Source organism: Nonomuraea sp. NPDC049141 (genome assembly GCF_040648415.1).
Classification (GTDB): Bacteria; Actinomycetota; Actinomycetes; order Streptosporangiales; family Streptosporangiaceae; genus Nonomuraea.
Genome location: NZ_JBEZDR010000010.1, coordinates 365,514 through 389,053, shown reverse-complemented (window position 1 = coordinate 389,053; position 23,540 = coordinate 365,514). Strand labels below are relative to the sequence as shown.

The 23,540-nt window shown below is 70.3% G+C and carries 18 protein-coding genes; 8 read left to right on the top strand and 10 right to left on the bottom strand.

Translation table 11 applies throughout. The annotated features are described in order from the left end of the window. The first annotated feature begins 131 nt into the window (after positions 1–131). On the top strand, positions 132–848 hold the full coding sequence (locus tag AB0B91_RS30885; protein WP_358326990.1) for a sugar phosphate nucleotidyltransferase: 717 nt from the start codon (positions 132–134) through the stop codon (positions 846–848). Continuing rightward, positions 755–1,048, top strand: a complete 294-nt coding sequence (locus AB0B91_RS30880; RefSeq protein ID WP_358327085.1) for a hypothetical protein — start codon at positions 755–757, stop codon at positions 1,046–1,048. Before AB0B91_RS30885 ends, AB0B91_RS30880 begins: the two co-directional genes overlap by 94 nt. 181 nt (positions 1,049–1,229) lie before the next feature. Here AB0B91_RS30880 and AB0B91_RS30875 read toward each other — a convergent pair whose 3' ends face one another. Both AB0B91_RS30875 and AB0B91_RS30870 read right to left on the bottom strand, forming a co-directional pair. Further along, positions 1,230–2,714, bottom strand: coding sequence for a hypothetical protein (locus tag AB0B91_RS30875; protein ID WP_358326988.1), 1,485 nt, complete (start codon positions 2,712–2,714; stop codon positions 1,230–1,232). Between the two features lie 306 nt (positions 2,715–3,020). Then, positions 3,021–3,380, bottom strand: a complete 360-nt coding sequence (locus AB0B91_RS30870; protein WP_358326986.1) for a helix-turn-helix domain-containing protein — start codon at positions 3,378–3,380, stop codon at positions 3,021–3,023. Positions 3,381–3,459: 79 nt separating this feature from the next. On the opposite strand from AB0B91_RS30870, the gene AB0B91_RS30865 reads away from it, so the two are divergent. Further along, the gene (locus AB0B91_RS30865; RefSeq protein ID WP_358326984.1) at positions 3,460–4,029 is read left to right on the top strand and encodes a carboxymuconolactone decarboxylase family protein; all 570 of its coding nucleotides are present in this window, start codon (positions 3,460–3,462) and stop codon (positions 4,027–4,029) included. 16 nt (positions 4,030–4,045) lie between these two features. Here AB0B91_RS30865 and AB0B91_RS30860 read toward each other — a convergent pair whose 3' ends face one another. Both AB0B91_RS30860 and AB0B91_RS30855 read right to left on the bottom strand, forming a co-directional pair. After that, a complete protein-coding gene (locus AB0B91_RS30860; RefSeq protein ID WP_358326982.1) occupies positions 4,046–5,374 on the bottom strand; it encodes an MFS transporter in 1,329 nt (442 codons plus the stop codon). Between the two features lie 696 nt (positions 5,375–6,070). Next, entirely contained in the window at positions 6,071–7,081 is a 1,011-nt protein-coding gene (locus AB0B91_RS30855; protein WP_358326980.1) for a LacI family DNA-binding transcriptional regulator, read from the bottom strand. 129 nt (positions 7,082–7,210) lie between these two features. Here AB0B91_RS30855 and AB0B91_RS30850 point away from each other — a divergent pair, with 129 nt between their 5' ends. From AB0B91_RS30850 to AB0B91_RS30830, 5 genes are read left to right on the top strand one after another with little or no spacing between them, the layout of a single operon-like run. Continuing rightward, the gene (locus tag AB0B91_RS30850; RefSeq protein ID WP_358326978.1) at positions 7,211–8,572 is read left to right on the top strand and encodes an extracellular solute-binding protein; all 1,362 of its coding nucleotides are present in this window, start codon (positions 7,211–7,213) and stop codon (positions 8,570–8,572) included. Further along, the gene (locus tag AB0B91_RS30845; RefSeq protein ID WP_358326976.1) at positions 8,572–9,486 is read left to right on the top strand and encodes a sugar ABC transporter permease; all 915 of its coding nucleotides are present in this window, start codon (positions 8,572–8,574) and stop codon (positions 9,484–9,486) included. Before AB0B91_RS30850 ends, AB0B91_RS30845 begins: the two co-directional genes overlap by 1 nt. Beyond that, positions 9,483–10,325: a carbohydrate ABC transporter permease gene (locus tag AB0B91_RS30840; RefSeq protein WP_358326974.1), complete on the top strand. Its 843-nt coding sequence runs from the start codon at positions 9,483–9,485 to the stop codon at positions 10,323–10,325. The genes AB0B91_RS30845 and AB0B91_RS30840 overlap by 4 nt, the downstream gene beginning before the upstream one ends. A gap of 31 nt (positions 10,326–10,356) precedes the next feature. Next, positions 10,357–12,429: a sugar-binding domain-containing protein gene (locus AB0B91_RS30835; protein WP_358326972.1), complete on the top strand. Its 2,073-nt coding sequence runs from the start codon at positions 10,357–10,359 to the stop codon at positions 12,427–12,429. Between the two features lie 48 nt (positions 12,430–12,477). After that, the gene (locus tag AB0B91_RS30830; protein ID WP_358326970.1) at positions 12,478–14,127 is read left to right on the top strand and encodes a ricin-type beta-trefoil lectin domain protein; all 1,650 of its coding nucleotides are present in this window, start codon (positions 12,478–12,480) and stop codon (positions 14,125–14,127) included. Here AB0B91_RS30830 and AB0B91_RS30825 read toward each other — a convergent pair whose 3' ends face one another. From AB0B91_RS30825 to AB0B91_RS30800, 6 genes are all read right to left on the bottom strand, one after another. Beyond that, a complete protein-coding gene (locus tag AB0B91_RS30825) occupies positions 14,128–15,000 on the bottom strand; it encodes a carbohydrate ABC transporter permease (RefSeq protein ID WP_358326968.1) in 873 nt (290 codons plus the stop codon). Further along, a complete protein-coding gene (locus AB0B91_RS30820) occupies positions 14,997–15,875 on the bottom strand; it encodes a sugar ABC transporter permease (RefSeq protein WP_358044062.1) in 879 nt (292 codons plus the stop codon). Before AB0B91_RS30820 ends, AB0B91_RS30825 begins: the two co-directional genes overlap by 4 nt. A 4-nt stretch (positions 15,876–15,879) precedes the next feature. Beyond that, positions 15,880–17,202 (bottom strand): ABC transporter substrate-binding protein, encoded by a 1,323-nt coding sequence (locus AB0B91_RS30815; protein WP_358326966.1) that lies wholly within the window; start codon positions 17,200–17,202, stop codon positions 15,880–15,882. Positions 17,203–17,219: 17 nt separating this feature from the next. Beyond that, complete coding sequence (locus tag AB0B91_RS30810; RefSeq protein ID WP_358326965.1) at positions 17,220–19,349, bottom strand: glycoside hydrolase family 36 protein; 2,130 nt, start codon at positions 19,347–19,349, stop codon at positions 17,220–17,222. A gap of 418 nt (positions 19,350–19,767) precedes the next feature. Beyond that, positions 19,768–21,921, bottom strand: coding sequence for a CBM35 domain-containing protein (locus AB0B91_RS30805; RefSeq protein WP_358326963.1), 2,154 nt, complete (start codon positions 21,919–21,921; stop codon positions 19,768–19,770). A 161-nt stretch (positions 21,922–22,082) separates the two neighbouring features. After that, positions 22,083–23,135, bottom strand: a complete 1,053-nt coding sequence (locus tag AB0B91_RS30800) for a LacI family DNA-binding transcriptional regulator (RefSeq protein WP_358326961.1) — start codon at positions 23,133–23,135, stop codon at positions 22,083–22,085. Positions 23,136–23,540 lie beyond the last annotated feature (405 nt).

The following is a 23,540-nucleotide window of genomic DNA, read 5'->3' as shown; positions in this document are numbered from 1 at the left end:
GAACAGCGACTGCGCGCCGAGGCGGCTGAGGAGACGAGTGAGAGATCGGCAAAGCCCTGGCCGGAGCCTTGCTAGCGTCGGACCATGCCGTGCTGGTCGGCGCGGTGTGCCGCTCAACAGAAAGAGACCTGATGCGCCCGACGATCCGCAGGGCAGTGATCCCCGCCGCCGGACTCGGCTCCCGCCTCCTGCCGCTGACCAAGGCCATCCCCAAGGAGATGCTGCCGGTCGGTGACAAGCCGGTGATCGAGCACACCGTCCGCGAACTGGTCGCATCTGGCATCACGGACATCACCATCGTCGTGTCCGGCGGGAAGTCCCTGATCCAGGACCACTTCCGGCCCAACCCCGCGCTGGTGCAGCAGCTGCGCGCCGACGGCAAGACCGCCTACGCCGACGCGGTGGAGGAGGTCGCCGAGCTTTCCCGGCAAGGCCACATCACCTACCTCGACCAGCACGGCCCGTACGGCAACGGCACCCCGGTCTTGAACGCCGCGCACGGCATCGGCGATGAGCCGATGCTCGTCCTGTGGCCCGACGATGTGTTCGTGGCCGAGGTGCCCCGCGCCCAGCAGCTGATCCGCGCCTACGAGGCGACCGGCTGCCCGGTGCTGGCCCTGATGCCCATCGACAGGAAGGACTCCGCGCGCTACGGCGTGCCCGTGGTCAAAGAGAACCTCGAGGACGGCTGCTGCGGATCACCGGTTTGGTCGAGAAGCCCAAACCCGCCGACGCGCCCTCCGCGTACGCCGCCATCGGCGGCTACGTCGTCACCCCCGCCATCATCGACGAGCTGCGCGAGCAGACCAACCGCTGGTATGAGCACCGCACCGGCGAGGTGTACCTGACCGATGCCATCAACGCCTACGCCGCCGGCCACGTCGTATACGGGCAGGTCATCTCCGGCCGCTGGTACGACACCGGCAACCCAGCGGACTACCTCACTGCCCAGTTCGCCTCCGCCCTGGCCCACCCCGAGTACGGGCCGCTCCTGCGCCGGCTCGCCCACGAGCTCGGCGACAACAACCGCCCCGGCACCGGCACCTGATACGCCACTCCTGTCCTGTCCTGTCCTGTCGAACGCTTGCACCTGGAGCCGGAAAACCCGTGGCCGCGTGATCCATCGCGAGAGCACGTCCGGCGGCGCGCAGGTCGCCCTTGACGGCACCCAATCGTTCACCTCGACGCCTGACCACCTGGCCTGGAGAGCAAGCTCCAGGCCAGGGTGCTCAGGATGTGGTGATGTTGCCGATGGTGAGGGTGTACGGCGCCGCCTTGGTGATCGAGTCGGCCGCCGCGGTGATCAGGATGCGGAATTGGCCGCGCGGGGTCCTGATCGAGGTGTGCAGCGTGATGGTGACCGGGTGGTCCTCGCTCACCTTCGGGGCGGACAAGGTGGCGGTGACCCCGGGCGGCAGGTTGGTGACGCTGACCGCCGCGGTGGAGGTGAAGCCCTTCGACGGGATGAGGGAAACCACGGTGGTGGTCGAGCCGCCCGGTTGGACCGAACCGAGCTTGGGGTCGAGGGTGATGGAGAAGTCGGTGGGGATCGCCTGGATCGCCAGCGCGTGCAGGGCGGTCGCGCCCGAGCCGAGATAGGTGGCGTGGCTCACCCCGAAGACGGGGCTGGGGTTGGGGTTGTTGGGCGCGGTCGATCCGGTGCCCAAGCTGCCCAGGGTGTTGTCGCCCCAAGCCAGCACCGTGCCGTCGCCGCGGCGCGCGTAGCCGTTCACCGCGCCGACCGCGAGTTGGGTGGCGCCGCTGACGGCGGTGGCCACAGGGGGATAGACCGGGGTGGAGATGGTTCCGATGCCCAGCTCGCCGCGGCTGTTGATGCCCCAGCTCCACACCGTTCCGTCGTTGCGTAGCGCGCTGACGTTGCCCGAGCCGATGCCGATCTGGGTCAGGCCGGCGATGCCGGCGGTGAATCCCGGGGTGGGGCGGTCGCCGGGGCCGCCAGGGCCCAGTTGGCTGACGCCGTTGTCGCCCCAGCCGAACACCGTGCCATCGGCGCGCAGGGCCAGACCGTCGAAGTCGGCGGCGGCAACGTCGATGATGGTGGTCAGGCCCGCCAGCTTGGCCGGAGTGGCGCGGAAGCCGCCGACCGTTCCGTTGCCCAGTTGGCCGTCACTGTTGCTGCCCCAGGTCCACACCTCGCCATTGACGTCACGCGCCACGACCGAGCGCTGGCTGGTCTCGACATCGGCCATGGGCGGCAGGCCGAGAACCTGCTTGGGTACGGGGTTGGTCGCGGGCACGTTGTCGCCCAGGCCCAGGTTGCCGAATCCCGAGCCGTTGAAGCCCCAGGCCCACAGTCTGCCGCTGGAGTCGATGGCGAAGCTGCTGCCCGCGCCCGCGGAGACGTCGATGATGTCCGTCAGTCCTGGCACGTGCACAGGGGTGCGGCTGGGGGTGGTGGTGCCGTCGCCCAGCCCGCCGAAACCGTTGGTGCCCCACGACCAGATGGTGCTGTCGGCGGCGATGGCCAGGGTGTGGGAGGTGCCGGCCTCGACCTTGGTGAAGGCGATCTGCCCGGCCACGGTGACCGGGGTGTTGGCTTGCTGGGTGGTGCCGTCGCCGAGCTGGCCTTGTTCGTTGTGGCCCCAGGCGACGGTGAGGATCTGGTCGGTGGGATCGGCGAGCGCCGGCGTTGCGGCCGCCACCATCGTCGTCGCCGAGGCGGCGGCCAACGCCAGGGCCAGGAGGGTGGACACCGGCCGTCGGCGCTGGGAGCGGGCCGCCCCGTCCCGAACCGGCGCCTTCCCACATGATCGTGAGCTGAACATCGTGATGTTCTCTTTCGAAAGGATCGCACCGCACGAGGTGTCGACGTCCAGCCGGATTCATCCGTCTCCCGGACGGCTGGGCGCGCCGAACCGCGCTCAACGCGGCCGGAGCCGGACGGCCCCGTGCTCTAAGGGCGTGACAGCACGTTCCACCCCGTGACATCGCTGCGCATTCCGGCAATGCCTCTCGCCCGCAGCCGAGGTCGCCGGTGCTCGACCCGATCTGGAGTCGGCTCAGTGGGGCTGTTCGGGTGAGCGTGCATGGACGGCCTCGGCCCAGGTGTCGGCCCAGACGTTGAGCTCCTGGAGGGCGGGGCTGAGGGACATCCCCACGACGGTCAGCGTGTAGCCGGCCTCGCTGGGGGCGACCAGATCGGCGGTCGTCAGTTCGTCGAGGCGCTGGTACAGGACGCTGGAGGACAGGCCTTCGCAGCGGGCGAGCAGAGGGCGCGCGCCGAGCGGGCCGTCTCGCAACTCCCAGATGATCCGCAGAGCCCAGCGACGGCTCAGCAGGTCCATGGCGGCCATCAACGGCCGACCGGTCGTGGAGCCACGGACAGGCCGGCCAGGAAGTGGAGTCCGATTCGTGGACATACCCCTCCTTGTGTTTCGTTTTTCGAAACATTAGCATCGAGGCGACCGTTTCGATTTCCGAAACACCTCAGGAGGGTGGATGTCGCGCATAGCGCTTGTGGAACCGCCGTACGAGCCCGAGGTCGGGGCGCAGCTGGAGAGCATGATGCCGACGGGTGTTCCGCCGATCGGGCTGTTCAGGATGTTCGTGCGTAATCTTCCGATGACCGGTGCGATGCACGGATGGGGCCGTTACGAGCTGGGACGTCAGCTGACACTGACCATGCGGGAGCGGGAGATCACGATCGCCCGTACGTGTGCGCGGTGCCGCTGCGAGTACGAATGGGGCGTCCATGTGGCGATGTTCGCCGAGCGGGTCGGGCTGACCACCGCGCAGATCGTCTCGGTGACGCACGGGACGCCCGACGATCCGTGCTGGGAGTCCCCGCGGGAACGCCTGCTGATCGAGGCCGTCGACGCCCTGCACGCCACCTGCGACATCGACGACGCGCTGTGGGCCCGGCTCGCGGAGGTCATGGACGACGGCCAGCTCCTCGATCTCCTCCTGCTCTGCGGCTGGTATCACGCGATCAGCTTCGCCGCCACCGCGGCACGCGTGCCCCACGAGCCGAACACCCCAAGGTTCGCCGACTTCGCTCCCGCGAGCTGAGAGGTGCATCGCGGGACTATGTGTCGCGGGAGGGGACGGCTTGCTGAACGATGAGGGCGGCGGTGAGGCACACGGCTCCAGCGACTGCCATCCCGGAGGAAGGGCCGAGAGCCGCCATCACCCCAGTGGCAGCGGCCAGGGTGAGTGTTTCCAGGCTCATCCGCGTCGTACTGAACAGTGCGGCGCCCGCCCCTCCGCGCTGGGAGGGCACATAGGTGAGCGCCTGCCCGTCCGGGACGCCTTCGGTCAGCCCAAGACACAGCCCGATGACCCCGGCCGCGACGAGAAGGGCGGCAGGATGGTCGGTCACCTGGAGGGCGACGGCGGTGGCGGCGCAGGCGAACAGGCCGGTCGTCACCAGTTGCCGTGCCAGCCGGCGCGCGAGCCGAGCGGCGAGAAGCGGAAGAACCGTCGATGGCACGGTCAGCAGACTGAGCATGATCGCCGCCTCGCCCGGACCCATGTTCTGGACGGCGCCGAGCTGCGGGAGCACGGTCAATCCCACCACGAGCATCCCCATGAAGGCACCCGTCGCCACGGCGTACGCGCGATAGGCGGGGATCCGCAACAAGTCCACGGGGATCGCGGGATCAGCCGCGCGCCGCTCCACGCGGATAAGCCCGGTGGCGCTGATGGCCGCGACCAGGACGAGTCCACCCGGCGCCCACCACGGGACGCCGGGCCCGAGGCCAAGCCCGAGTGCGGTCACCACGGCGGCGATGGTCACCCCGAACAGGACGGCGCCGGCAAGATCGAAGTCATCGGACACCTCGGGGCTGCGAAGACCCGGAAGCCCGAGCGTGACCAAGGCCGCGATGGCGGCCACAGCCCCTGGCACGACGAAGACGAGGGGCCAGCCTCCGACGGCCATGAGGGCCTGGGCGACGATCGGTCCCAGCGCCAGGCTGCTGCCCAGCACGGCGCCCGCGTAGCCGTACACCCGCCGCCGCTCCGAAGGCGGGTACACGGCCAAGACCATCGACGACCCACCGGCGGCGCACATGGCCGCCCCGACACCGCCGACCGCGCGCAGGGCCACCAGAGACGACAGGTCCGTGGCGAAGGCGGACAAGACCCCGGTGGCCGCGACGACGATGTTGCCGACGGCGAAGAACCGGGTGCGGGCGCTACGATCCGCCATCGCCCCCGCCAGCAGCAGAGCCGCGGCGAAGAGCCCGTTGTAGGCGAGGACGATCCACGGACCCAGGCCACCCGCACCGGGCAACTGCGCGGCCGCAGCGGGGACAGCCGCTGTCGCGCCGGTGATGGCGAGGGGGAACACCGCGGTGGAGATGAGGTCGGCGACAAGGACCCGCCGACGTTGACGAGAAGACAAGGCGAACATGGGTGCGCTCCGGAACAAGGGACATCCGAGCGCCACGAAGGCGCTCCTGGCCAAGGGTCAGGAGCGACGGCGAGAACGGGGGTTTTGCGCCGTCGCTCTCAGCGACGGCGCACCTTGTCTGTCTTCGGCACGAGCACACGCTAGCAGCAGCCTCGGGTGCGGGTTAACGCGCCGAGATCATCAACTGCTGCGCTGGTCCGACGGGGTGGCGGCCCGATATTGGCTTGGGGTGGTACCAAGCCGGCGTCTGAACGCGACGCTGAGCGCGAACTGATCTCGGAGGCCACCGGCCGGCCGAAGATCGATGCCATTGCAGCGAAACGCTCGGCGAGGTCTCCCCGCCGAGCGTCTTTCTGGGTTGAGCCTTGAATCAGTGGCGGTGACGGCGACGACGGCGCGCAAGTTCCGCACCAGAGCTGCCGCCTGAGAAGATATCCGGAGGCATAGGCACCGGCGGGCGGGTCATGCCGAGATAACGCAAAATAGACACAGTGGTCTCCGTGGAATTTCTGGTGTCAGCGGGGATGGTTACTGACCCCGCTCTCCACGGCTACAACCCATCGGATGCCCCCATCCTGCCCCCCAAGAGGGCTTCTGACCTGGATTTTTACCACCTGGGCCCATGCCGAGACCCAGGCCGGGTATCCCCCAGCCGGGCTTTACGCCGTGAATACAGGCACGTGAAGGAGGGGTCGGTCAGGTCGCGGTGCTCTCCCGGACGATGAGGCGGTGCGGGACGACGGTCTCCGACGGGGTGGTGGCCGTGCCGTTGATCGACTGGAGGAGGATGTCCACCGCTCTGCGGGCGATCTCCGCCTTGTCCGGGGCGATCGTGGTGAGGCTGGGCGTGCTGTACTGGCCCTCCTCGATGTCGTCGATGCCGATCACCGCGACGTCGTCAGGGATCCGGCGGCCGGCCCTGGTCAGAGCCCGCATCGCGCCCAGAGCGAGCAGGTCGTTGTAGCAGAACACGGCGTCGGGCGGGTCGGGCAGCGCGAGCAGGTGCTCCATCGCCTCCAGGCCCAGGCGCCGGTGGAAGCGGGGGGTCGGGACGATGAGCCGCTCGTCCACGTCCAGTCCCAGGCGGGCGTGGGCCTGGCGGTAGCCCGACGTGCGGAGCTGGGCGGTCTCGCCGGTGGCGTACGGCTGGTCGCCGATCGCGGCGACGCGGCGGCGGCCCTGCTCCAGCAGGTGCGCGGTGGCCTCGCGGGCGGCGGCGACGTTGTCGATGGCGACGTGGTGGAAGCTGCCGTTGAAGATGTGCTCGCCGAGGAGCACGATCGGGACCCGGTTGCCCCGCCCGCGCAGGTCCTCGGCGGAGATGGCCAGCGGGCTCAGCAGGAGGCCGTCGAACATCGTCGCCCGCGAGTCGCGGGCCAGCAGCTCCCGCTCCCGCTCGGCGTCGCCGTCGGTCTGGTCGACCATCACCACGTAGCCGTGCGCGCGGGCCGCGGTGATCACCTCGCGCACCAGCTCGGCGAAGTAGGGGACGTCCAGCTCGGGGACGACCAGGGCGATCATCCCGGTACGCCCCTGCTTGAGGTTGCGGGCGATGAGGTTGGGGCGGTAGCCCAGCTCGTCCAGCACAACCTGCACCCGGGCCCGCAACTCATCAGAGACCGGCGCGTAGCCGTTGACCACGTTGGACACCGTGCGGATCGAGACATTCGCCCGTTTGGCGACGTCGCGCAGCGTTGGGCCGGCCATGTTCCTCCTCGGTTGGCGTTATCGATCATAACTCACACTTGCATCGTTGCAGAGGAGTATGCATGATGTCTGCATCGTTGCAGAGCATTTACCCGATGCTGTGCCGTACCCCCGCCGGAGGAGTTAGAGATGTCCACACCCGCCATGGCCCGCCGCGGCTTCCTCAAGGGAGCGCTCGGGATTGGCGCGCTGGCCGCGGCCGGCGCCTGCGCTCCCGGCGGCGGCACCAGCGCGGCGCCGAGCAAGCTGGCCAAGCCGACCACGACCGCGTCCACGTCCGCCAAGGGCGAGATCACCATCTGGAACCGGTCCGGAGACCTGTACAAGGTGTTCGACGCGGCGATCGGGAAGTTCCGCGAGGCCTATCCCGGGGTCAAGGTGAACCACCAGGCCGTCGACATCGACGCCAAACTGGCCAACACCCTGATCAGCGGCACCGACGTGCCGGACGGCAGCTTCTGGGACGACGCCAAGATCGGCGGCCAGTCCGAGCACCTGTACGACCTGACCGACCTGATCTCCCCGCACCGCGACAAGATCGCGCCGTACAAGCTGTCCGTCAACACCGTCGGCGGCAAGATCTACGGCGTGCCGTGGGATCTGGACCCCGGGCTGCTCTGGTACCGCGAGGACATCCTCCAGGACGCCGGGGTCGACCCGGCCGGGATCGGCACCTACGACGACCTGCTGACCGCCGCCCGGACGATCAAGGAGAAGGACCCGAAGACCAGGCCCATCCACCTGGACAAGAACCCGTTCCTCAGCCAGCTCTGGCTGGAGATGCTGGCCAACCAGCAGGGCACGAGCCTCACCGACGCGCAGGGCAAGCTGCGACTGGAGACGGCCGAGTACCGGCGCACTCTGGGCTGGATCCAGGACGCGGTCAAGGGCGGGCTGGTCACCCACGCGCCCTACCTGGAAGCGGCCGACATCAACACCCTCGACAGCGGGCAGCAGGTGTTCGTCCCGTGGGCGATCTGGTGGTCATTCGCGCCGCAGCAGCTCCTCAAGGCCACCAAGGGCAAGTGGCGGGCCGCGCCGCTGCCCGCGTGGACGCCCGGCGGCGCCCGCAGCGGCGCCATGGGCGGCAGCAGCTTCGTCATCCCCGCCAAGGCGAAGAACCCGGAGCTGGCCTGGCTGCTGTACGAGTTCCTGTGCTTCACCGAGCCCGGCTGCACGGCCGTGTACGGCCCCAACAGCATCTACCCCGGCGGCCTGTCCACCTCCGTGCCCTCCTTCACCCCGGCGCTGAAGCCGGACAAGCCGCTGTTCAAGCCGATCGACGCGCTCGGCGGCCAGGACCTGTGGAAGGTCGCCGTCGAGGCCGCCGCCACCATCCCGGCCGCCGCGCCGATCCCCGTGTGGTGGGCCCAGTCCGTCGACTACCTCGGCGACAACACCCAGCGCCTGATCGAGGGGAAGATGTCCCCCGACGACGTGATCGCCGAGTCGGCCAAGAAGATCCAGCGCAACCTGATCGACCGCTCCTGATGGCGGAACTCACCGCCACGACGGCCAGGCGGGCCGCCATCGGGTCCCGGCGTCTGCCCCGGCTGTCGCCGTACCTGTTCATCGCCCCGTTCTTCGCGGTCTTCGCGGCCTTCGGCGTCTATCCGCTGGTCTACGCGCTGCGGCTCAGCTTCACCCGCTGGCGCGGCGCCGGCGAGGCCACCTGGGTCGGCGTGGGCAACTACGTCTACCTGCTGACCAACCCCGACTTCTGGGCCTCGCTCGGCAACAGCGCGGTGATGTGGCTGCTGATCGTGCCGATCCAGGTGGTCGCCGGGCTGGGCGCGGCGGTGCTGCTGGCCAACGCGCGGCTGCGGCTGCGCGGGTTGTTCCGGGTGGCGTTCATCGCGCCGTTCGTGACCCCGCTGGTGGCCATGGCGCAGGTGTGGATCGTGGTGTTCGACGAGGACTACGGGCTGGTCAACCACGTGCTCGGCCTGGTGGGCCTGCCCGCCGTCGGCTGGCTGACCGCCACCGCGTGGGCCAAGCCGACGCTCGCGCTGCTGTTCCTGTGGAAGACCACCGGATTCGCGATCATCATCCTGCTCGCCGGGCTGCAGGCCGTGCCCGGCGCCGTGTACGAGGCCGCCTCGATCGACGGCGCCTCTCGGTGGCGGCAGTTCTGGTCGCTGACCGTCCCGCTGGTCCGGCGGAGCATCGCCTTCCTGGTGGTCGTGCAGACGCTGGCGGTGTTCCAGATGTTCGCCGAGCCGTACGTGGTCACCGAAGGCGGCCCGTACGGCTCCACTACCACGGCCGGCCTCTACCTGTATGACCACATCTCGGCATCCGACCTGGGCACCGGTGCCGCCAACTCCTTCCTGCTGGTGCTGCTCGTGTTCGGCCTGTCGCTGGGCGCGGTCCGGCTGCTGCGCCCGAAAGACGAGGTTTCATGAAGCAGGCCAGGCCCGGCCCGGTGCAGTACGCGGTGCTCGTGCTGCTCGCCATCGCGTTCCTGTACCCGATCTGGTGGGCGCTCAGCTCCTCGCTCAAGCCGGCCGCCGAGATCATCACCAGCCCGCTGTCGGTGGGCGCCGTGACGCTGGACAACTACCGGGCGATGTTCGCCGACGTGCCGATCGGCACCGGCTTCGTGAACACCGCGCTGGTGCTGGCGGTCAAGGGCGCGATGACGATGGTGTTCTGCCCGCTGGCCGGGTACGCCTTCGCCAAGTACACCTTCCCCGGCAAGAACGCGCTGTTCGGGGTGGTGCTGCTCACGCTGATGCTGCCCACCCTGGTGCTGATCATCCCGCTGCTGCTGGAGATGAGCGCGCTTGGCTGGGTCAACACCTACCAGGCGCTGATCCTGCCGGGCAGCGTCGACGCGTTCAGCATCTTCTGGATGCGCCAGGTCATCGCCGCCATCCCGGACGAACTGCTGGATGCCGGCCGGGTGGACGGCGCGAGCGAGTTCGGGGTCTTCTATCGGGTCGTCATCCCGGTGATCCGGCCCGGCCTGGCCGCGCTGGCCGTGCTGACCACCATGAACATCTACAACGACTTCGTCTGGCCGGTCGTCGCCGTCAATGACACCGAGCACCAGACCCTTCAGGTGGTGCTGTCGACCCTGGCGCAGAACGTCACCGGCAATCGCGTCGGCGCTGACTTCGCCACCGTCTGGGGTGAGCTGCTCGCCGCCGGCAGCATCGCCATGCTGCCGCTCCTGGTGATCTTCATCCTGCTGCAGCGCCACTTCATCAGCGGAATCCTCGCCGGCAGCGTCAAGGGCTGACCGGACACCTCTCACTCATGATCGGAGCACCATGACGCCGCGTGCGGAATACCCCCGGCCCCACTTCGACCGGTCGCACACCTGGTCGAGCCTGAACGGCGACTGGGACTTCCGGGCCGACGCCGACGAGGACTGGGACCGGACCATCACCGTGCCGTTCGCCTGGGAGACCCCGGCGTCCGGCATCGAGGCCCACTGGCTGCCGGTGGCCTGGTACCGCCGCCGGGTCGCCGTACCCGCCGGATGGTCGGGGCAGCGGATCGTCCTCCACTTCGGGGCCGTGCACCACGAGGCCACCGTCTGGGTCAACGGCACCGAGGTGGCCCGGCACGTGGGCGGCTACACGCCGTTCGAGGCGGACATCACCGACGCGCTGCGCGACGGCGAGCAGGAGATCGTGGTCCGGGTCTCCTCCCCCGCCGACAAGAGGGAGATCGCGCACGGCAAGCAGCGCAGCGTGCCGCGCGACGACTTCGACGGCGTGTGCTTCACCCCGTCGTCAGGCATCTGGCAGAGCGTCTGGCTGGAGACCCGGCCCGCAACCTACCTGGCCGCGCTGAAGCTGCGCCCGGCCGAGGGGCTGGACGGCATCGCCGTCGAGGCCCGCGTCGAGGGACCGGCTCCGGCCACGCTCCGGCTGACCCTGCGCGGCACCGGAACGACGGTGGACGCGACGGTCTCCACCTCCGCCGGACCGCAGACCGATGACCAGGCCGACGGGGGCGTCGCGCGGGCCGTGGTGCCGGTCGCCGAGCCCCGGCTGTGGTCGCCGGACGACCCGCACCTCTACTACGTGGACGCCGAGCTGGTCTCGGCCGACGGCACCGACCGGGTCACCGGCTACACGGGGCTGCGCCGGATCGAGGTGTCCGGCGAGGACCTGTATCTCAACGGCCGCCGCCTGTTCGTACGCGGCGTGCTCGACCAGGGCTACTGGCCGCGTACCGGCATCACCGCGCCCGACGACGCCGCGTTGCGCCACGACATCGAGCTGGCCGCCGCGGCCGGCTACAACCTGGTGCGCAAGCATCTCAAGCTGGAGGACCCGCGCTTCGTCCACCACGCCGACACGCTCGGCATGCTGGTCTGGGCCGAGCCCGCCGCCACCGGCCGGTTCTCGGCGGAGTCGGTCGCCGCCTTCGAGGCGCAGATCGCCCCGATGGCCGAGCGCGACGGCAACTCCCCCGCGATCGTCATCTGGGGCCTGTACAACGAGGAGTGGGGCCTGGACTGGGACATCCCCGGCGACCCGGCCAAGCAGGAAGCCGTCGCCCGCGCATACGACCTGCTCAAGGCCCTCGACCCGTCGCGGCCCGCGGTCGACAACTCCGGCTGGGCGCACGTGAAGACGGACCTGCTCGACTGGCACTACTACGACGAGTCCGCCGCCTCCTGGGGCAGGACGATCGCCGCGCTGCTCGACGGCGGGCAGGACGACTTCCCCGTGCCGCTCGGCCCCGACTTCGTGGTCCGTAAGAAGCTGGCGGGGACGCCGGCGCAGCCGCTGCGCGGCCTGCCCAACCTCAACAGCGAGTACGGGACCGGCTTCACCTCCGTGGAGCGGGGCTGGCAACTGCGCTGGCAGACCCAGGAGATGCGCCGCCACGACCGGCTGGCCGGGTACGTCTACACCGAGCTGTACGACATCGAGCACGAGTCGGCCGGGCTGCTGGACTTCGAGCGCCGGGCCAAGGACCTGGCCGGGGTGGATCCGGCGCACGTCAACGCGACGACGACGCTCGTCCTGGACGTGGTGCCCGTCGCCCCCGGCCGCGACCTGCTCAGCGACACCGGGCGGGTCACGGTCCCGGTCCGGATCTCCCACCACGGCACGGAGCCCGTCAGCGGTCACCTGCACACCGCCTGGTCTCCCGTCTTCGGGCCCGCTCCCGTGGGGCCGGGGACGGCCGGGGCGCCGGCCGAGGCCAAGCCGTTCCTGCTCGGCGAGCCCGCCGAGGTCCACGCCGAACTGCCCGACGGGTGGACCAGCGGCCGCCTGCACCTCGCCCTGGTGTCCGGCGGCGCCGTCCTGGCCCGCTCGGCCGTGGACGTGGACACCCACACCGCCCCCGTCATCGGCGACGACCCGCGCGCCCGCCCCTGAAACGTCCCGGTGAGATTCGCTCGCCGGGCCCGCACCCCAGGAGACACCGTGCAGTTCGCACCACCCCTCAGGCGTCCGTTACCGCTGGTGATGGCGCTCGCCCTGATCGCCGGGCTGCTCGTGGCCCTGACCGGTCCCGCCTCGGCCGCCCCGGCCGGACAGGTTCTCTACTCCCCCAACCTGACCACCTATCCGCAGGGTGACGCCAGCTACCCGAGGGCCGTCCGGCTCGACTACGACGGCTCGCCGAACGAGACCATGCTGGCCACGTTCGCCCGCAACAACCACAACGCGCCCAACGCGTTCCCGGTCTACCGCAGCACCGACGGCGGCCGCACCTGGACCGCCAACCCCATCTCCACGATCACCTCGCACACCGCCGGCTGGGACCTGGGCGCACCGGTCCTGTACGAGGTGCCGCGCACCGCGAACGGGCTGAACCAGGGCGACCTGCTGGCGGCGGGCACGGCCTGGCACGTCGGCGACTTCACCGCGCAGAAGGTCGAGGTGTTCAAGAGCACCAATCACGGCGTGACCTGGACGTACCTGTCCAACTGCACGCAGAGTAGCGGCCAGCCCAACACGGTCGGGCACGGCACCTGGGAGCCGTGGTTCCTGCTCGCCCCGAACAACACGCTGGCCTGCTTCATCTCCGACGAGCGGCCCGCCGGCACCCCAACCAACAACCAGGTCATCGGCCACTACACCTCCACCAACGGCGGCCAGACCTGGAGCCCCACTCTCACCCAGGACGTGGCCTTCCCCGCCGACAATCTGGCCCGGCCCGGCATGTCCATCCTCACGGCGCTGCCGAACGGCACGTTCCTGATGGCGTACGAGCTGTGCCGCGACGCCACCGACCCCGACCACGCCTGCGAGGTGTACACCAAGACCAGCCCGGACGGCCTCAACTGGAGCGCGGCCGGGACCATCGTCCGCACCTCCGACAGCCGGGAGCTGTTGCACACCCCCTACGTCGCCTGGCTGCCCGGCGGCGGCCCCAACGGCACGCTGCTGATGTCCGGCCAGCGCGTGGTCGCCGGCCCCACCGGGAACAAGACCGTGAACGGAGAGTCGGGCCAGGTCGTGTTCGCCAACACCAACCTGGGCACCGGGGCGTGGACCGAGATCGAGGCCCCGGTCAACATCAATCCCACCGGCGGTTACGCCGCCGGGGCGCCGGCCTGCCCCGGCTACAGCTCCCCGATCGTGCCCTCCGCCGACGGCACGAGCTTCCTCTACCTGGCCGGAACCCTGCTCACCGGCGACCAGTGCCAGGTCCGCTACGGCATCGGCACGCTGGGCGGCCCGGTCGGCCAGATCACCGGCCCGGCCACGGCCGGCAAGTGCCTGGACGTCAACACCAACACCAACACCAACCGCAACGCCGTCCAGCTCTGGGACTGCGGCACCGCCACCGGCCAGCGCTGGTCCATGCACCCGAACGGCACGATCCGGGCGTTCGGCAAGTGCCTCGACATCGACGCCAACGCCACCGCGAACTTCAGCAAGGTCCAACTCTGGGAGTGCAACACCGCGGGCGGCCAGCAGTGGCGCCGGCAGGCCAACGGCTCGCTGCTGAACCCGCAGTCGGGCCGCTGCCTCGACAGCCCGGGCGGCGCCACGGCCAACGGCACCCGCCTGCAGATCTATGACTGCAACGGCCTCGACCCGCAGAAGTGGAACGTCCCCCAATGATCACTTCACCGCGCCCCCGGTGATCCCGGAGATGATCTTGCGCTGCGCCACGGCGAAGACGACCAGCAGCGGCAGGCTCATCAGGATGATGTAAGCGAAGATCAAGTGCCAGTTGTTGAGGTAGAGCCCGGCGTTGGCCACCTGGAAGAGGTTCAGGGGCAATGTGTCCATCCGTCCGCCGATGACGAAGAACGCGTAGAAGACGTCGTTCCACACGTACAGGCAGATGAGGATCGTGGCGGTGGCCAGCACCGGGCGCAACATCGGCAGGATGACCGAGACGAACACCCGCACCGGGCCCGCGCCGTCCATGCGCGCGGCCTCCTCGATCGACAGCGGCACCGTACGGACGAAGCCGGTGACGAAGAAGACGACGGTCGACAGGTAGATGCCGACGTACACGCCGATCATGCCGGTGAGGGTCCCGGCCAGGCCGAGCTGGCGCAGCAGCAGCACGATCGTCACCACGGCGGGTGGCAGCACGATGCCGCTGATGGCCAGCGCGTACAGGACGGCGGTGAGCCGGCTCGCCCGGCGGGCCAGGATCCACGCCGCCATGGAGCCGAACGTCAGCACCAGGGCGACGGCCGGGACCACGATCAGCACGCTGCCGAGGAACGCGGCCGGGATGTCGCCCTGGGTCCACACCTGGGAGAGGTTCTCCCAGAGCCGCCAGCGCGACGGGAGCGACAGATTCGGCGACAGCGCCTCGGCCTGCGACTTGGCCGCCGTCGAGACGATCAGCCACAGCGGCACGCCCATGACGGTGACGACGAGCGCGACGACGGCGAAGGGCCGCAGCCGCGCCGCCAGGCCGGTCGCCCGGGGCGGCCGGACCCGGCGGTCCCGGACGCCGTACGCGGGGATGGTCACAGGATCTCCTCTCGCTTGCGCAGGGTCCGGATGACGGGGAAGGCCAGCAGCCCGACCAGCAGGAACAGCACCAGGCTCATGGTCGTGGCCTGCGCGAACAGGCCCTGGCCGAAGGTGCGGTAGATGAAGATGTTGAGGATCTCGGTGCTGCGCGCCGGCCCGCCCCCGGTGGTGGCCTGGACGATGTCGAAGCCGTTCATCGAGCCGAGCAGCGCGGTGGCGACGTTGAAGGTCACCGCGGGCGCGAGCAGCGGGAAGCGGATCGACCAGAACGCCTGCCAGGGCGAGGCGCCGTCCATCCTGGCCGCCTCGGTGATGTCCTCCGGCACGGTCTTCAGCCCCGCCAGGTAGATGAGCATGGACAGCCCCATCCATTTCCAGGCGTGGATGACCGAGGCCACGACCAGCGTCCAGGTGGTGTCGCCGAGCCAGGCGATGCTGACCGGATGGCCGAGCAGGCCGCCGAGCAGGCCGTTCAGGCTGCCGTTGGGTTTCAGCAGCGCCTGGAAGACGTAGCCGACCGCCAGGGCGGACATCAGCACCGGGATCAGGAAGAACAGCCGCGCGACCCGGTTCAGCCAGGTGTCGCGCTCCAGCAGCACGGCCAGGCCGAACCCGAAGAGGTTTTGGAACAGCGCCACCAGGACGGCGTAGACGACCGTGATGCGCAGCGCGGCGAACAGCGTGCCGTCCGACAACAGGTCGGTGAAGTTGTCCAGCCCCACCGGGCGGATCTCGCTCTTGAAGCTGGACCAGTCGGTGAAGGCGTAGATGAAGTTGAACAGGGTCGGCAGGAAGAAGAAGACGAACAGGATCGCGAAGGCCGGGCCGAGGAACCACATCGGATGCGTACGGCGCGCGCTGGTGTCGGTCATGTGGTCAGAACCCGGAGGCGCCGGCAGCCTTCGCGAGCTGGGCGAACTGCTTCTGAGTCGCGGCCGCCACCTGCTCGGGCGTCAGGCTGCCGGTGATCATGTCGGCCAGGTTGAGGTACAGGTCTGGGTTGGCCACGGCGAGCGCCTGCATCGACCCGACCGCGTCACCGAGCGACTTGTGCACGTCGAGCAGCGCCTGCGGCACCCCGGCCGGGCTGGGCACGTCGGCGCGCAGCGAGACGGTCTTCCGGTCGGCGATGAAGCTCTGGTAGCCGGGGCCCATCCAGTACGACAGCAGCTGGCGGGCCGCCGCCTCGCGCTTGGCGTCGCCGGTCCTGAAGGCCACCAGCGCGTTGCTCTGGTCGGGGATGAACGTGCCGACGTTGCCGGACGGCGAGATGGGGAAGAAGCCGATCTTCTTGTCCAGCGTCGCGGTGTCGGCCTTGGCCTGGAGCTGGCCGAAGAACGAGTTCACCTGGACGGCCATCGCCGCCTTCCCGGCCAGCAGCGCCGCGCCCTGGTCCTCGAACGTCGCCGTCTTGATGTCGGAGTTGAACAGGCCCTCGCCGATCAGCGCCTTGTACTTCTTGATCGCGTCCAGGATGGTCTTGTCGGCGAAGGTCTCCTTGCCGGTGTTGACCCGGTCCCACAGGCCGTCGCGGGCGGCGTCGGCGAGCTGTACCTGCACCCACCACTGGGTGGCCCACTTGTCGCCGGCCATCTCGAAGAACGGGGTGACGCCCTTGCCCTTGAGCTTGCGGGCGATCTCCACCATCTCGTCGAAGTTCTTGGGCGGCGCGGTGACGCCGTTGGCGGCGAAGACCTCCTTGTTGTAGTAGACGCCTTCGACGGCCGGGCTGGTGATGAGGGCGGCGTAGCGGGTCTTGTCCAGCAGGCCGGTGATGTCGCGCAGCTCGGGCGTCATCGAGGCGAGCCAGGGGGCGCCGTCCAGCGGCTGCAGGTTGGTCCTGGCGTTCAGCGCGGTGAGCATGGACGCGGTCGGCTGCCAGAAGGCCAGGTCGGGCTTGTCGCCGGTGGCCACCTTGGTCTGCACGCCCTGCTCGTACGGGTCGGGGATGGTGACGACGTCGACCTTGGCGCCGGTGGCCTTCGTGAACCCGTCGATGACCTGCTTGGGCACGGTGTTGCTGTTCTGCGCGGCCCAGATGGTGAGCGTGGTGCCGTCGAGCTTGCCGGTGGGCGCGGCCCAGGCGGCGGGCTGCCCGCTCCCGGCCGGGGTGGCGGCGGGTCCGGAGGCCGGGTCGCTGCAGGCGGTGAGGGCCAGGAACGCGGTGGCGGCCGCGGCCGTGATCGCGGTGAGTTTCACGGTGTGCTTCCTTTGGTTCATTGGGGGGTGACTTTCAGGATTCGGGCGGTCGGGCCGGTGATGGCGCTGGTCACGGACAGCTCGGCGGTCGACGGATCCCAGGAGTGCCCCCAGCCTTCCGCGTACCCCGGGTAGCCGGTCTCGATCCGCAGGCGGCGCCCGGCCAGGTGCGGCAGGGACAGGACCGCGGTCTCGGCGGCGCCGGGGCGGCGCCACAGCCCGAGATGGGTGGTGTCCCCGGCGCGCAGGCCGAGGGCGAGCCAGGGGTCGTCCCAGCCGGGCAGGCCGAGCGGCCAGCACGGGACCGCGCGCACCAGGTCGGCGCGCAGGTCGCGGTGCGCGCGCACGCCCGCCCGCACCAGGTCGAGCTGGGCGGCGCTCATGGCGTGCAGGTTGCCGGACAGGTAGAGCCGCCCCAGCACGCCGGTGCACATGGTGAAGACGAGCTCCTCGTCCGTCATCTCCGGCTGCGGGTACGCCCAGCTCGCGGCCTGTTCCGGCAGCATGGACAGCGGCGCGGACACGGCGATCGGCGGGTAGCGGAGGAAGTCCTGCTGGTCGCTGGTCGACTGCAGGTTCAGCCGCGACAGCAACGCGTAGTCCATGCGCATCGCGCCCGAGGCGCAGTTCTCCAGGACGAGCTCGGGGTGCCGGTCCAGGACGCCGTCCAGCCAGGCGAGGTGGGCCCGGTTGCAGGCCAGCAGCCCGGCGCCGGCGCTGTCGGCGTCCAGGTCGGTGCCGGTGCCCGGGTTGATGTTGTAGTCGAGCTTGAAGTAGCCGACGCCGAGCTCCTCCACCAGCCGGTCCACCACCTGGTCCAGGTGCGCGACGGCCGCGGGGTGGCGCAGGTCCAGGTGATGGCGGCCGTGCTCGGTCAGGCGGTGGCCGCCGCGCTGGAGGAACGCCTCCGGGGGCAGTTTGTCCGCCATCGGGCTGCGTACGCCGATCACCTCGGGCTCCAGCCACAGCCCCGGTGTCATGCCGCGCTCCCTGATGTGGCCGAGCACCTCCTGGATGCCGCCGGGGAAGCGGGTCCGGGACGGCTCCCACTCACCGACGCTGTCCCACCAGGCGCCGTCGTCGTCGTACCAGCCGGCGTCGATGCAGAAGATCTCGGCCCCGGCCGCGGCGGCGGCGTCCACCAGCGGCAGCAGTTTGGCCGTCGTCGGGTCGCCCATCAGGGTGTTCATGTAGTCGTTGAAGACGACCGGCAGCGCCGACCTGTCGGGGTGCGGGCGCAGCAGCGCGCGGCGGTGCGCGGTGAGCGCGGCGACGGCGCCCTCCAGGCCGTCGGCTTCGGCTCCGGCTTCGGCTTCGGCTCCGGCTCCGGCGGAGACCGCGACCGAGACCGGGACGGTGGTGAAGGACTCCCCCGCCGCCAGGGTCTGGCTCCACTGGTGGTCGACGTCGGTGGGGCCGGTGGCCACGACGTACACGCCGTCCAGCCGCTCGCCGGTCTCCCACCCCCAGGCGCCGTTGTGCTCGATCTGCCACAGCCAGGTCTGGCCGGTACGCCGGTCGGCCAGGCCGCCCATCGGCACATGCCGCCCGCTGGACCAGGTGCCGGTGCTGCTCAGCGCGAACCGGCCGCGCCCGTGCTGGCCGTGCGCGGCCAGGTTGAGGTCGGCGATGTGGTCGCCGAGCGGCCGCCTGCTCCACCTGCTCTCACCCAGCCACTCGCTGTCGGCGGACAGGACGTCCAGCTCGCTCACGGGACGGCCGAGGAACCCGGCTGCGAAGGAGGACACGGCGAGCAGCAGCACCGGGCCGGTGCCCTGGTTGGTCACCTTGACCTGGATCTGACAGGCGGCGACCCCTTCGTACGAGCGCAACGTCACCTCGGCCGCCAACCCGGACACCTCGTCTTTGAGCGCGATCCGCAGCGTGTGCCAGTCGCCGTCGCGGCCCTGCTCGGCACCCGCGTACCGCAACCGGCAGCCGACGGCCGTCTCCGACAGGCGCTGCGACGCCTTGGCCCGGCCTTCGCCGGGGATCAGCACCTCGACCAGCGGCTGCGACAACCGGCGCGGCTGCTCGCCGGGCGGCCCCAGCCGTTGCAGCGCCACCGGCCGATCCGGGTGGATCTCCACCACCGCCGCCAGGGCGTCATGTCCCCAGCGCAGGGTCTTGACCACGTCGACAGGCATCAAGAAATCTCCTTCGGTTGTGCGGGTGTCCGCAGGGCTCGCAGCCAGGTCGGCCGCGATCTACGGGGATCTTCGGGGGGCCGGGAGATCCGGTCCCGTGGGTCGGGCGGGGGTCGGTCAGGAGGTCGGGCCCTGGGACCGGTCCCGAAAGGCGGTCCAGGGCCGGTCCCGAGATCCGGTCCGGAGCCGGTCCCAAGGGCCCGGTCCGGGGCGTCGGTCCCAAGGGGCCGGTCCGGGAGATCCAGGTCCCGGGGGTCCGGAGGTCCAGGGGTCAGGGGGCGGGGGCGGGGATCGGCGGACCTGGCGAGTCCGGCGGGTCCGCCAGGTCGGGCAGGTCCGCCGGGTCGGGCGGGTCGGGGTTAGGGGTTGGGGGTTCGGGCGGTGATCGCCCGCGTCGCTGTGGGCGCGGACGGGGGTGTCAGCCGAGTGCCGCGGCGATCTGGATTCGGTCGATGTCGGGGCCGTACGCGGTGGTGTTGCCGAATTCGATCGTGTTGGCGCCGGCCCTGAGGTCGGCGGTCATCACGGTGGTGCGGAAGTTCGACCAGCCCAGCGTGTTGCGGAAGTAGACCCGGGTGGCCGCGCCGCCGTTGACGCTGACGTCGGCGTAGCGGTCCACGATGTTGGAGTTGTAGTTGGTCGCGCCCTCCCCCAGCTCCCCGTTGGCGTACGTGATCACCACGCGGTAGCGCCCGGCGGCCGGGGCGTTGACGCCGGTGAAACGTAAGATGTTGGCGGCGCCCCTGCCGATGTAGCCGACGTACGAGCCGCCGGACGCGGCGCTGTTGGCGCCGATCACGGCCGTGCCACCACGGACGTTGGCGCCGCTCTCGGCCTCGTAGGCGGTGATGGTGCCGGTGGTGGCCGTCACGTCCAGGTAGTCGAGATTGACGGCGTCGCGGTCGTCGGTGGTGAAGGCGTGCACGCCGATCCGGTTGACCCCGGCCTGCAGGAACACCTTGGTCGTCACCGTGTTCCAGGTGTTCCAGTCGGCGGTTCCCGGCAGGGTGAGGTCGGTCAGCGCGGTGCCGTTGAGCACCAGGCGGGCGGCCCGGCTCTGCGGCGCGCCGGTGTACGGGCCCGCCGAGTAACGCAGGCCCAGGTTGTAGTAGCCGTCACCGGGCGCGGTCACCACGAACGTGGTCGCGGCGGTGTTGCTGCCGCCGTAGCCCTCGGAGAAGGAGGTGCCGGAGTAGCCGGTGTTGGGACCGTAGGTGACGCGGGCGGTCCCGCCGAGCGCCGCGTACTCGGCCTGGTAGCGGGTGGCCGGGCCGGCGGGCGTCAGGTCGGTGTTCGGGGTGACGATGAGCTGGTACGCGGCGGCGCCGTTCAGGCCGGTGAGCGGGACGGTGATCTGGCCGCCCGAGACGGTGTAGTCGCCCTCGTGGATCAGGGCCGGGCCCGGGGAGGCGTTGAGGCCGGTGCTGTTCACCCCCCACACGGTCACGTGGACCGAACTGCCGAGGTAGGAGGCCGCGCTCATGCCCTTGACCACGACGTCGGCGGAGTAGGTGTCGGTCACGTTGAGCGAGCCGCCGAAGATCACCCGGGCCTGCTTCCTGGCCGGGTCCAGGGCGGCCAGTCCTTGGAGGGAGCCGTTCTTGGTGGGCGGGGTGACGGTGACCGTGTGGCCGGTCAGCTCGCCGTACCACTTGTAGAGCCACCAGCCGCCGGTCGCCTGGCTGTTCCTGGTCACCAGGTCGTTGAGCGCTCCGGCCGTGGTCCAGTAGGCCAGGCAGGCGTCCACCTTGCTGTTCTCGAACCGGGTCACGTACTGGACCAGGTTGCCGGGCACGCCGAGGTCGCCGGAGAAGCGGGCGTACTCGTTGATCGCGATGGGCCGGGGGCTGATGCCGAGGCTCGTCTCGATGGCCCGGTAGTCGGCGTGGTGGTCGTACCAGCCGGTAAAGAAGTCGTTGCCGAGCTCGTGCCAGGTGGTGACGTCGGGCAGCACGTTGTTGGCCTTGGCGTAGGTGAAGAACGTGCGGTAGTCGGCCGCGCGGTAGGAGGCGAAGTTCGGGCCCGCGATGCGCGCGGCGGGGTCGATCGAGCGGATCTTCTGGTAGACGCGCTTCCAGGCGTCGAGCAGGCCGTTGAGGTTGCCCTGGTACCAGATCTGGTCGGGCTCGTTGAAGGGGACGTACACGTACGACGTCCGGTACGGATCCGCGACGATCTTGCGGGTCATCGTGTCGACCTTGGCCAGGTAGTCGTCGATGCCGAGGTTCTCGTACGGCCACTCGCGGTAGATGTCCTGCATGTAGACCTGGATGTCACGGCCGCCGGCGCGCTTGAACATGGGCGCGACCTGGAGCGCGTCGCCGTTGGGGTGCTGGAGGCCGTCGGGCGCCTTCTGCGCGGTGACCTGGGGCTTGAGCGCCGCCAGCATGGTTTCGGTGGGGATCCCGTCGTTTCCCAGGCCGTACAGGAAGCCGGTCGCGCCGTACTTCAGCGGGCCCGTGTCCGAGGCGAGGTCGACGACGAGGGCGGGGGACGCGGCCTGCGCGGGGGCGGCGGCGCAGAGCAGCGTGCAGACGATGGTCGTGACACCCAGGAGCCGGAGCGATGTCAACGGGAGTACCTCCTGCCGGGAGAGGGGCGGTCATGTGACCGGTCACATGGAGTGTGAGCGGTCACATGCCAGGAGCGGAAGGGCCCTTTGCCGGATTGTTACGTGCTGATTTCAGCCTCGGTCTCGGCCTGGCGCACGGAGGCGCCGTTACGGCGCGGGTTTCAGGACCGGCGGCGCGGCGGGGCGGTTGATTCGCGCACGATGAGGCGGGGCGGTGTGAGTTCGGTCTCCGGTTGCGGCTGCCCGGTCAGCTCGGCCACCGCCGCCAGGAAGCACGCCCGGCCCAGCCCGACGAAGTCCATCCGCACGGTGGTCAGCGCGGGGATCCAGAACGCCGAGCCGGGAATGTCGTCGAACCCGACGATGCTCACGTCACCGGGCACGTCCCTGCCCGCGTCGTAGAGAGCGCGGCGCACCCCCTGGGCGATGTCGTCGTTGCCGCACAGCACCGCCGTGACGTCCGGTTCGGCGGCCAGCCGCTGCCCGGCCAGGTAGGCGGCGCGGATGTCCCAGCCCGAGCCGATCACCTCGGGGATCTCGGCGCCCGCCCGCGACAGCGCGTCGCACCAGCCGGCCTGCCTGCCGCTGGAGCGCCCCTCGGACGGAATCGCCACGTGGTGCACGGTCCGGTGGCCCAGCGCCAGCAGGTGCTCGGTGGCGTCGGCGGCGGCCCCCCGCTCGTCCAGCGCGATCGCCACCCTGCCCGTGTCGGGCGCCACCGGCTCGGTCGCGGCGATCGCCGGGATGTCCGGCGGCAACGCCGCCAGCACCGCGGTGCCCGCCGGGTCGAACGCGATGATGATCAGGCCGCCCGCGCTCGGGTCGCTCACGTAGTCGACCGTCTGCTTGACCTCGGCGAGCGAGTCCGACTCCACGACCCTGACCCCCACGGCCAGGCCCTCGGTCCGCGCGGCCTCCTCGATGCCCTGCAGCGTGGACGCGTAGCCGTACAGCATGGTGTTGGCGGTCACCACGGTGATGCCGGGAGCGCGCCCGAGACCTAGTGCCCGCGCGGCCCGGTTGGGGCGGAACCCCAGCGTCTCGATGGCCGCGAGCACCGCGGCCCTGGTGTCGGGGCGCACCCGGGGCGAGTCGTTGAGCACCCGCGAAACGGTCTGATAGGAGACGCCCGCGGCGGCCGCGACGTCGCGGATGCTGGGCACGGCCCCTCTGCGGGCGCCGGAGCGCGGCTCACGCCGGGGGCTGAAACTCACGATCACATGGTATGCCGCCCCGAACCACGACTCCGCCGGACTCGGCCGCTCGCGGATCGTCTGCCGGGCGGCCGACTCCGCCGGACTCGGCCGCCCACGGATCGTCTGCCGGACGGACCCACGGCCCACCTGGCCCGACCGCCCGCCCGTAGGCAGCCGGACGGACCGTGGTTCCGTCTGGTTCGCGAGAGGCCGCGCGACCGCCGCCCGTTGACCACCGGCGACAGCGCCAGAAACGGCGGTGAGTCACTCCGCCCGGGGCAGGCGAGCACGAATCAACAGCCCGGCAGACCGCCGATGTGCCCGGCTCAGGCGCGTGAACAGGCCGCTGAGAACCGTCCCGTGGGTGGCGTGGTGGGCGAGCCGGTGATAGATACCCGTATATACCGGGACAATGGTTCGTGC